Origin of the sequence: Occallatibacter sp. (assembly GCF_049802275.1) — a bacterium.
Taxonomy (GTDB): domain Bacteria; phylum Acidobacteriota; class Terriglobia; order Terriglobales; family Acidobacteriaceae; genus Telmatobacter.
In genome coordinates this window covers 1-9,950 of sequence record NZ_JBARMD010000322.1, presented here as the reverse complement: position 1 = coordinate 9,950, position 9,950 = coordinate 1, and the positions used below count along the sequence as shown (strand labels likewise).

Sequence of the window (9,950 nt, the reverse complement as noted above, 5' to 3'; positions counted from 1 at the left end):
GCCGAAGGCCGCTCCGCCCGCTGTTCTCTTCGCAGTGCTCGCCCCGCGTGACTTACCGGTCAGCTCATATTCTCCCGTTACCAGCGGCAGAGTTTGCCCATTCACAACAATCCCCGTCAGCTCGAGTCGCAGTTGTGACCTGCCTGTGAAGGTTCCGGACGCTCTTGACTCCGCCAGTCGGCCATATACCTCGGCGCCTTTTGCGACTACGATATTGCCATCGACAATCAATGGTTCTTCGAGGGAAGCCTCAAAGCGATCTCCAATACGATTCTTAGTGGAATCGATGTCGTCAATGGTACGTACTGAGATGCGCGTTCCGGCCGGAATGGTAACGCTTCCCGATGTCTGCCGGCTGGCGTATTCTACGTTCTCGGAGTCATTGAAAGGGATACGATCTAGTCCATGAGGCGTGTCACTCACTGCCGCATCGGAGGCAAACTTGATTGAGACGATGTCCGCGCGATTGAAATTCTGAACCGATGATCCGACTTGGAACCTGATCTCCTGCTCCGTGCCACCTAGGAACCTGCCATTGATCAGGCTTCCATTCTTTAACTCCAAGGAGTCAGCTCTCGCAACCATTGCAGCCAGTAGGACTACTGTGAGCATTCCGAAATTTCGTCTGAACTTCTCCATGAATTCTCCTTTGCGAGGTTTCCGTTTAATCCGTCACTGAGCCAACTAGAATTCAGCTCTGCGTGTTCATGTCACGTGCTGACCCCGCTTAAGGCTTCAGCAGTGACTTCCCGAAGCCAACAGGAATGGCAAGATTTGATCCGCCGAAATCGCGGACCATTGCAAAGTTGATTCCTATGACCTGACCTTGATCATTGAAGAGCGGGCCACCGGAACCGCCGGAGGTCGTCTGGGCGTCGTAAACGATTTTGTCGGGCAGTACTTCGCCTATGTGTCCCTGTGTGACGACCGGCTTGACTAAGTGATGGCGTGCGAGATCTTCCATCACCTGTTTCGGATCACCCTTCGATGAAGCTGCGATGGCCTGGAGAGTCGCTGCGCCCGTCCGGGCCAGAATGGCATCAACGCCGGTAGGATAGCCAAGTAACACCACCGGACTGCCACCGATGGCTGAGTGGCGACCATCGGCCAGGGCGATACGTCGAATTCGCAGCCCTGAAACGTTTCCCTTCACGACTGCAACATCTGCAGCGGAGGAAATCTTTTCGGTCGAAATCGCGATGCCATGGGTGATGCCGGGGAAATAGGCCGTCATCTCGGTAATCTCCGCTGCGAGGCCTTGATCGAGCATCTCCTTCAGTTCGTCGTTCTGCCACCAGGGTTCGGCGACGTGATGGTTGGTCAGGATTTGTCCATCATCGGATGCAAGAAATCCGGTGCCAAAAACATCAAGGTGTACCTCGGGTCCGGTCCCTGTGATGCTCACTAGAGGATTGTTGGACTTGTCGGTCTCAGGCTCTCCGGTGCTAGTGAGCGCAGCGTAGTGCAATTTCAAGCCGGTATCGTGATCACGGAAAGCGATCGCAACATGGATGAGACACACGCTCGGCTCATCAGCATCGATGATCGTATGCGCAACTTTTCCCTCGCTTTCGAGTTTCTGAAGGCGGCCTTCTACCGTCGCCACCTTGTTTTCGAGATCGGCGGCGTCTTCTGTTTGACTGCTTGTAGTTCCGGGCGACTGGTTTGCGAGGCTCTGCCGGGAGCGTTCCAGCAGGCTCTGTTGCGAGAGTGCGCCGGTTTGCAGGCGCGTGACGGCGGCATAGACTCGGACATTGTCGGCGCGGCTGCGCCGGTAGAAAGAGAATGAGACGAGCCCAACAATGATAAGCATAAGAACAATGGCCGTAGTGCCGGCAAGTAACGTGCGCCGTCCCTCGTGCACCGCCGTTACCACTTGCTGATTCGTGTTCTGGCTCTCCTCGGCAAGGTGGAGCCGCTCCCAAAGTTCGTCTGCGATCTGTTTGTTGCGCAGTTGAGAGCGTACCCTACCGAGCAATTCGGCTGGATCGAGAGGCAGCGACAGCGCGTCGGCGGCTCCGAGATCCAGTCCCCGGGTCAGCTCCGTTACGCTTCCGTGAACCAACATCACAACTCGTATTTCTTGAGTGTGCTTGGAAGCTTTGATTTCAGAAAGAAGGTCGCAACAATCCAACTGCTGCGGATCCGCGCCAAGAATGACGAGGTCGGGTTCGAAAGCGATAACGGATTTCAATCCCCTGCGGTAGTCGGTTGAAACCTCGTATCCTGCGTCTCCCAACAAAGTGATGAGGGTTGCTCTCAAAGCGTCGTCAGACTCCACGACTAGCAATTTCCCTGTTCGGTCGTTCATAGCTTCCTTTTCTCAGTGCGGCCGAGGTTGTACGTGGGGGATTGCCGGCGGCGGAGGAGCGTCCTCAATTGTCACCTTTGTCTCAGTACTTGCCTTGTGATTTTCATCATCCTCAACGGTAGAGGTAATTGCTACTGGACCGACGGGGGCCTCAGAGGCTAAGAGAATTCCGACATTACCGATGCCTATGATTGTTCCACCAGTCGTGGAGTACCTGTAGCTAAGCATACGGTTCTGGGGACTTGCGCCAACGCAGGTAATTCTGCTGCTCGCGCCAGGCGAAACGGTGGGAGGATCTGCAGAGCAGCTGATGGTCGGAGGGTCAAGCTTCTTGACTGTGAAAGCAATGGAGCATGTCGCTGACTCACCCGGTCTCTGTCCCTCTTTGCCGGGCTTGCCTTTCTCTACATCTGCGTTAACAGTGTAGGTGCCCGGTACCATGGACACCGTGACGACCCGGGCCGTTTCACCGTTAGCTACTACTCCTGTGCCCGCCCACTTGTATAACAGGTTTGCGCTCTTGCCTGTACTCACCGAATCGGCAGTGGCATGCACGATCACCAGTTCGCCCGGATAGACGGCGGGTGGTGTAGCCTCGCATGCCAACGTGATATGCGGTGTCTTGCCGCATCCGGAAACAAGAACGACCAGAACGAATGCAACCGACAGGCACTGCCATCGCACGAGCGAGTTCATTCCTATCTCCTTCCAAATGCCGTGAGCTGAACACAGGTCATCGGTGTTTATGCTGAGCGCCACATCGAACGGGCCAGACAACAGAGCACAATCAGATGCGGCTTGAAGAGGGCTCAGGCAGGTTCACGCTTTGTTGATATGCAACGCACTCGCCAAAGGAGAACCAAGATATCTCCTTCGCTTTCAATATGTGCCCAAACGCGACGTTGCCGCGATCGCGGCAGATGCCGCAATTGTGGCGCAGTGCGGTGATCTCGAGACAACACTGGCCGCTTTTGTCGATTCCTTGGATAATTCGGCACCGCAGAGTTTCGCGACAATCGCTCCGCGCAACGCGCTCTTGAGCGCACGTTCGCTCTGAATTCGGATATCGTACTTGCCCACCACCGTACACGCCGATCCCCATCAATGGTGCTGGCGATGTTCCGGACTGGTTGTTCGGTGGTCATGATGTAACCGTCGGGGTCGACGATCATTCCTGCGCCAACCGTTCGCTCTCTCACCAACGGCGAAGCATGTTGAGTCCTTGCGACTGTCATCTCCTGCCGACCTGAACCCGGCTACCTCTCTCTGAACGACTCCCGGAAAGATCTTGCAGGCCATCTCTTCTAGAGAGTCACTAAGATGGGCCACCGTCGCTACAGGCAGCCCTAGGCCACCTGACTGCGCTCACGGACCTCCTGGTTTTTCGGCTTAACCCGCGGACTGTTGGCAATAACCACTGATTGGCAGACCTGCGATAAAAGCCGCGGTGAGCAGTTGACGGATCGAATTTCGGACCGTGATGATGCCTCGACCTGGGAATGCATAGAGCGCAGCTTCAAGGACCAGAAAACACCTTGTTGAGCGATCACGCTTAAATCTCGTGCTGCGTGAGCGCCTTTCCAGTTGCAGTCGCTGGGGACGGCACCGGTGTGCCGAGGACTTGCCGCATGCAACATAGTTTCCACTCTCCTTAAGAGACCTCCTCCCCAAAAAGTTCTTGCCTCGAAAGAAGGCTGTTATTCGCTCCCAAAGAGGCTGCGATTTGCCCCGATGTGGGGCTGCCTGCAAACGGAACCGGATTGACAATGAATACAGGTGCAACACAGGCCGGCCTCAAAATAGACGGCCGATCCAGGGAGCCGGAAAACAGCGATGGGCAACGAATCCAAGAACAAAAAGAAACACAAAGCAAGGCTGGACAGCAACACGAAACAGTCCAGCGTCAACGGCCAACCAAAGGTCGGCAAAAAAGAGTACGAATCAGAAATCTTCCACCTGCAAGTCGAGCTGGTCAAGCTCCAGGACTGGGTCAAGACGACCAACGCTCGCATTGTGATCATTTTCGAAGGACGAGACGCTGCCGGCAAAGGCGGAATGATCAAGCGCATCATGGAGCGTGTCAGCCCTCGCATCTTTCGTGTGGTGGCCCTCCCCGCACCGACTGAGAGGCAGAAGGCGCAGCTTCATGCTCAGCGCTACATTGAACAACTCCCCGCTGGAGGTGAAATCGTCATCTTCGATCGGAGCTGGTATAACCGAGGCGCTGTTGAGTACGTGATGGGCTTCTGTAATAAGGAAGAGCACAGGCAGTTTCTCAGGGACTGTCCGACGTTTGAGGGCTTTCTGGTCAGCCAGGGAATCATCCTGCTGAAGTACTGGCTCGAAGTATCAATCAAGGAGCAGCACAAGCGCTTCCTCGCGCGCATTGAGGATCCCTCCAAGCGATGGAAGCTTAGTCCTATGGACCTGCAATCGCACCGCCGTTGGTACGACTACTCACGCGCCCGCGATGCAATGCTCGCAGCCACCGATACAGCGGCGTCGCCGTGGTTCATCGTTCCGTCGGATGACAAAAAGCGAGCCCACCTGAATTGTATCGCGCACATACTCAGCAGCATTCCGTATGAGGAGATCCCTTATACGCCCCCCAAGCTTCCGCCAAGGCAAAAGCCGAAAGGGTACGTAGAGCCAAGACAGACGCATCGAACCGTTCCGCAGCTCTGGTAGGGGCCTCCAGCATGTCAAATCATCGGTGGTTCCGAGTCTTACCCGAATGGCTGGTCTCATACCGTACGGAATGGCTGCGGCCCGACATCGTGGCAGGGCTGACCACCGGCGCGGTAATCATTCCCAAGGCGATGGCGTATGCCATGATGGCCGGGCTACCGGTGCAGGTAGGTCTCTATACCGCCCTGGTGCCGATGGCGATATATGCGGTACTTGGAACCTCGCGCGTGCTCAGTGTCAGCACGACCACAACCTTGGCGATCCTTACTGCCTCTCAGTTGGGACAGGTCGTGCCCAGCGGCAATCCCACCGCTCTGCTGAGAGCTTCAGTGACGTTGACCCTGCTGGTGGGAGCCGCACTTTTGCTGGCGTGCGTGCTGCGCCTGGGAATGGTGGCGAACTTCATCTCTGAGCCAGTTCTCGTCGGTTTCAGAGCCGGTATCGGGCTGGTCATTGTGGTGGATCAGATCCCAAAGATCCTGGGCATCCACTTCACAAGAGGCACATTCGTTCAGAATGTCCTCTCAATAGTTCACACTCTTCCAAAAACGTCGTTAGCGACGCTGGCCGTCGGGCTCACGATCATAGTGTTTCTGCTGAGCATGGAGCGCTTCCTGCCCAAAATGCCGGCGCCGTTGCTGGCCGTAGCTGCGGCGATAACGGGTGCGTACTTCTTGAATTTGCAACACCTGGGTGTCGAACTGGTGGGCCACATACCGCCAGGAGTGCCCTCGCTGGTGAAGCCAGACCTTTCGTTGATAACCATGCTCTGGCCCGGCGCATTAGGGATTGCCTTGATGAGTTTCACGGAGACGGTTGCGGCCGGCCGAGCCTTCGCGCGAAGTGACGAGCCGGCGCCGCGAGCAGACAGAGAGCTGCTTGCAACTGGACTCGCCAATGTCGGAGGAGCGCTTTTCGGTGCAATGCCGGGCGGCGGCGGCACCACGCAAACGGCAGTCAACGTCCTCGCGGCAGCTCGCACGCAATTGGCCGAGATAGTAACCGCGGCGATGGCACTGATAACAATCTCTTTCCTCACTCCACTCATTGCGCTGATGCCGCAATCCGCATTGGCTGCGCTGGTAATTGTGTATTCCTTCGGACTCATCAAGCCGATCGAGTTCCGTGAGATTCTTAACATTCGCAGGACCGAGTTTTCATGGGCAATCGTGGCGTTCGCAGGGGTCGTGCTTGTGGGCACCATGAAGGGAATCATCGTCGCCATCATCGTTTCCCTGGTCACACTGGCTTACCAGGTAGCCAACCCTCCCGTGTATGTCCTGCGGCGCAAGCCGGGAACCAACGTATTCCGGGCGCAATCGGCGGAACATCCCGAGGACGAGAGTTTTCCTGGCCTTCTGCTGCTCAGGCCGGAAGGTCCAATTTTCTTTGCTAATGCGGCACAGATCGCCCACAAGATTGAGCCGCTGGTTAGGGAAACGCAACCGAAGGTTGTCGCAGTGGACGCCAGCGGAGTCCTCGACATGGAGTACACCGCACTCAAAATGTTCGCACAGGTTGCGAAGAAGCAAAGTCAGGACGGCATTCAACTGTGGCTCGTTGGTATGAATCCCGGAGTCTTGGCGATCGTACAACGATCACCGCTGGGACAGATCCTGCAACATAGAGGAATGCACTTTAATCTGGAGATTGCAGTTGGATGCTACCTCAGGGATGAAGTTGTACGTGATCAGCCTTGAATTAAGGCGTGTTCGAGCGGGTGCAGTGTTTCAGAGTAAGTTCACTTATCCATGAGCGCCGAGACGATTGCACGACTCGATGCATCGCTGTGAGCAGGGTCATTACCCCCTTGCTCTGAGGGAAACCGCGCGAAGTATCCCAATCGAGTCGTGAGTGAACAACGACAATTGCCGGGAGTTTCATCAACGCGCACAGCCGCATAGAGCCGCGCATGTAATCGACAAAGATGAAGAATCCCGAACCGAAGCGCCTGACCTTCACCAGACTCAGTCCGTTCAGGATGGCTCCCATGGCATGTTCGTGGATGCCGAAGTGAAAATTGCGTCCGGCATGGTTCTCTGCCGAGAACTCTTCCCGCTCCTTCCTGCGTAATACGTGTCTTGGTAGATGGTCCGAGGTCCGCGGGCCATCTGATCAATCAGGGAATATTCTTGGCGAATGCGTTCAATGCATTAGCCGAGGATTCACGCGTCGCCAGGCCTTTCGCGTTCGCAGGGAATTCCGACAGGTCATGGTCCCAACCTTCATGGAGTTGGCGGTGCTGCATGCGATAGATCTCTTCGGCTTGTTCCGGGTACTGCTTCCGGTATTCCGCGATTCGCGCGAACCAGGCGTCGCGTAGCTGTTTTCCGCGCTTGCCGATGCCCTTACGGAAATGATCGTAAACGCCATCGGGCACGTAGAACTTCTTATCTTCTGGCCAACCATAATTTCGCTTCGCGAATCGGACCTGCTCCTCGCCCAGGGGTTCACCGCGTGCCCCACCGGTATCCTGCTTGTGCGGCGCACCGCACCCGATATGGCTGTCCACGATGATCAGCGTCGGACGATCTTTGCAATTCTGTTCTATTGATGGCAATGCCGGGATAGTTAGGAGATCACTTGCTAGGCTCATTTAGGGTTCACAATAATTGTTCGGCGATGATATGTTTGCCGTCTGTGATCAGCATCACATAATTGGGAAAGCTCTTGCTGTGCTGATTCTTCATCGCCGCACGACGCCCAAGTTATGCAATTGGACTTCGAGTTCCTTCAGCACATGCTGTTCTGGGAGATCGGCAGGTCGATCGAGGCCCCGATGATGCGAAATTCTAATTCGCAGCATTCCCAGCGCATCCGCGTTACTTGAGCCACCAAGAACAATCCTTGAAGGGAATGATATAACTTCAACGGCGCAAGAATCCTTGGAATGCGCATTTGAAACTTTCTCTGCGAGTTTCTGCAATTCGGCGTGGGCCAGCGTGTAGTTTGGATCAGGACCCGGCAGCGCCAGATCTTTTTTTAGATTTAAGCCGTAGATATCAACATCAAAGCCAGCCTGAATTGTTCGATTGGTCGCTGGAAGGCTCCCGTGCTTCTCGGTGAGCAAGAGGTTGTATGGCAACACTTCGTAGAAAGCATGATGCTCTTTCGCCAACTCGTGAAGGTCCTTATACATATCAATAGTCCTCCTCATTTATTTCCGAATATGCAAGTGCACAGTTGTTAATGGCATGCTCTTAGAGAAAAAACTCGGTTTACGATGCACTCACCGCCGGATGGAAGCGTGCCGACCTTTACCATGGCCGAGTCAGCGGTGGAGACGTGCATGACGATTTGCTCTTTGTCCACGATCTCCTGCACGTATTTGTCAATCAACTCGCCGGAAAGGATTGCGAACATCATGTCATCGAGCGACTTCGTCGGGATATTTATCAGTTCTCCATTCATCGCGCGTCACCGTAGAGCGAGTTGAAGTTCAGATCAACACTTGTAAATGCAAGCCGCCTGCCACACGTGAACAAATCCAAGTCCCTGCATATCAGCGTGCCCGGTGCGTATCGGCCAGCCGGTGCATGCCGCTATCGCGGCACTGACGCGATGTGGGCAGCATTTGGTGGAGATATTCAGGAGGGCTTTTATCCATATCAGTAAACGCCGAGCTCAAGCTGCCTGGGAATCAGACAAAGTTCCGAGGCCGGGAACATCTTTGTTTCAGGACCTGCAATCGGAAGGCATCTACGAATCGAAGCCTATAAGGCACCGGCCGGGAGAGACAAGCTCATGCGCTTCAACGGCCAGTCGATCAAGTTTGAGGCAGGCTCTATCTGCCCCGGACTGCGCCTTGGTTGGACGAATATGTCCGGGAGATCACGGGATTTCCGGGTGGATAGCATGACGATCAGGTGGATTCAACCTCTCCAGCCCTCCAGTATCTGGGAAACATGACAGATTCTATTGCCTCCTGGCAGAGACTCGGTGGGGGGTAAGTGCCCAAGTTCTCTGCGGTGTGTTACCTAATGGGAATTGATTCGAACTAACAGCCCGAGTATGGTCCGACGTAGTCCATGGGTTGAGCAAGTGTTGAAGGTCAACCCAACCGGCCAAGAGCTCACCGCGAGGTGGTCGAGGCCCTGCAAAAAGACGTAACCCGCTTCGCATCGAAACACGAACTTGTGGACCGTAATCGCGCCGATGGATGTGTGAAGGATGTAGAGGGCGTCGTCCGGCTTCTGGATGAGAGATCGAATGTCCCGATTACATCCCAGAAACGTGAGTCCATCGGCCCTCCTTGTCTGGCCCCGCAGTCGCAGCCACGGGGCTAGACTCGCTTGTTTTGCGGTTGCGCTTACTTCTTTGGCTGAGGCGGATAGTTCTTGAACAGTTTGGCCATCGCCTTTTGCAGTTCTTTGTAGTTTTTGTCGGGATCCTTCTTCAGGTCGATTGTCTTGGTCGCATCTCCACGCCAGATCAGCTGCTTCTGTGCGGGATCATACAGGTCCACGATTATCGTCCCGATTGGAACGCTGAAAGTCTGGCCCTGCACTGAACCATTCCATGGGCCTCCCCAGCCTCCGCCGCCCCAGCCCATGCCCGACACATACAGGCTCTGTTCCTGACGAATGGCAGCGTGGTAGCCCACATGAAGGTCCGCGTTTTTGTCGACCTTGATAAGACCCTTTTGAGCAAGCTGCTCCTCGACTGCCCGCTTAATCTCCTGGTTTATCAATTGATCCTCTGACGTATTGTCGCGGATGTCCAATGCGCCGCCGGGAAAGCATGGTATGCCGCCGAGGGAGATGGGCGGAGATGTGGGGAGGTTTGGCAGAGCAGGAAGGCTTAGTGGAACGCCCGCGTCGACCTTCTGCGCGCTTGCTGGATCAGATTTGGGTGCGGCAGTAGGGGTGTCGACCCATTGATAGGTTTTGTATGCAGAGAAGTTCGCGCCGCGCTCGTAGTTGTAGTGAACCTCTTGGCTATAGACGAGTGC

The 9,950-nt window shown here is 55.3% G+C and carries 8 protein-coding genes and 2 pseudogenes; 2 read left to right on the top strand and 8 right to left on the bottom strand.

The genetic code is table 11. The features are described from left to right. The 3 genes and pseudogenes from WA354_RS11285 to WA354_RS11275 form a co-directional block, all read right to left on the bottom strand. Positions 1–639: pseudogene (locus tag WA354_RS11285) on the bottom strand (hypothetical protein); the annotation flags it as partial. Positions 640–727: 88 nt separating this feature from the next. Next, positions 728–2,311 (bottom strand): trypsin-like peptidase domain-containing protein, encoded by a 1,584-nt coding sequence (locus WA354_RS11280; protein ID WP_472813112.1) that lies wholly within the window; start codon positions 2,309–2,311, stop codon positions 728–730. Between the two features lie 12 nt (positions 2,312–2,323). After that, positions 2,324–3,007 (bottom strand): hypothetical protein, encoded by a 684-nt coding sequence (locus WA354_RS11275; RefSeq protein WP_472813111.1) that lies wholly within the window; start codon positions 3,005–3,007, stop codon positions 2,324–2,326. A 1,137-nt stretch (positions 3,008–4,144) separates the two neighbouring features. On the opposite strand from WA354_RS11275, the gene ppk2 reads away from it, so the two are divergent. Together ppk2 and WA354_RS11265 are read left to right on the top strand one after the other, a co-directional pair. Then, a complete protein-coding gene (gene ppk2 / locus WA354_RS11270) occupies positions 4,145–4,999 on the top strand; it encodes a polyphosphate kinase 2 (RefSeq protein ID WP_472813110.1) in 855 nt (284 codons plus the stop codon). An 11-nt stretch (positions 5,000–5,010) separates the two neighbouring features. Beyond that, entirely contained in the window at positions 5,011–6,699 is a 1,689-nt protein-coding gene (locus tag WA354_RS11265; RefSeq protein WP_472813109.1) for a SulP family inorganic anion transporter, read from the top strand. A gap of 1 nt (position 6,700) precedes the next feature. On the opposite strand, the pseudogene WA354_RS11260 reads toward WA354_RS11265, so the two are convergent. The 5 genes and pseudogenes from WA354_RS11260 to WA354_RS11240 all read right to left on the bottom strand — a co-directional run. Next, positions 6,701–7,045 (bottom strand): annotated as a pseudogene (locus tag WA354_RS11260) (hypothetical protein); the annotation flags it as partial. A 73-nt stretch (positions 7,046–7,118) separates the two neighbouring features. Then, positions 7,119–7,595, bottom strand: a complete 477-nt coding sequence (locus tag WA354_RS11255) for a hypothetical protein (RefSeq protein WP_472813108.1) — start codon at positions 7,593–7,595, stop codon at positions 7,119–7,121. A gap of 90 nt (positions 7,596–7,685) precedes the next feature. Next, on the bottom strand, positions 7,686–8,156 hold the full coding sequence (locus WA354_RS11250) for a hypothetical protein (protein ID WP_472813107.1): 471 nt from the start codon (positions 8,154–8,156) through the stop codon (positions 7,686–7,688). A gap of 29 nt (positions 8,157–8,185) precedes the next feature. Continuing rightward, a complete protein-coding gene (locus tag WA354_RS11245; protein ID WP_472813106.1) occupies positions 8,186–8,410 on the bottom strand; it encodes a lactate racemase domain-containing protein in 225 nt (74 codons plus the stop codon). Between the two features lie 898 nt (positions 8,411–9,308). Next, positions 9,309–9,950: DUF4136 domain-containing protein (locus WA354_RS11240; RefSeq protein ID WP_472813105.1), on the bottom strand; the 642-nt coding region annotated here is incomplete at its 5' end.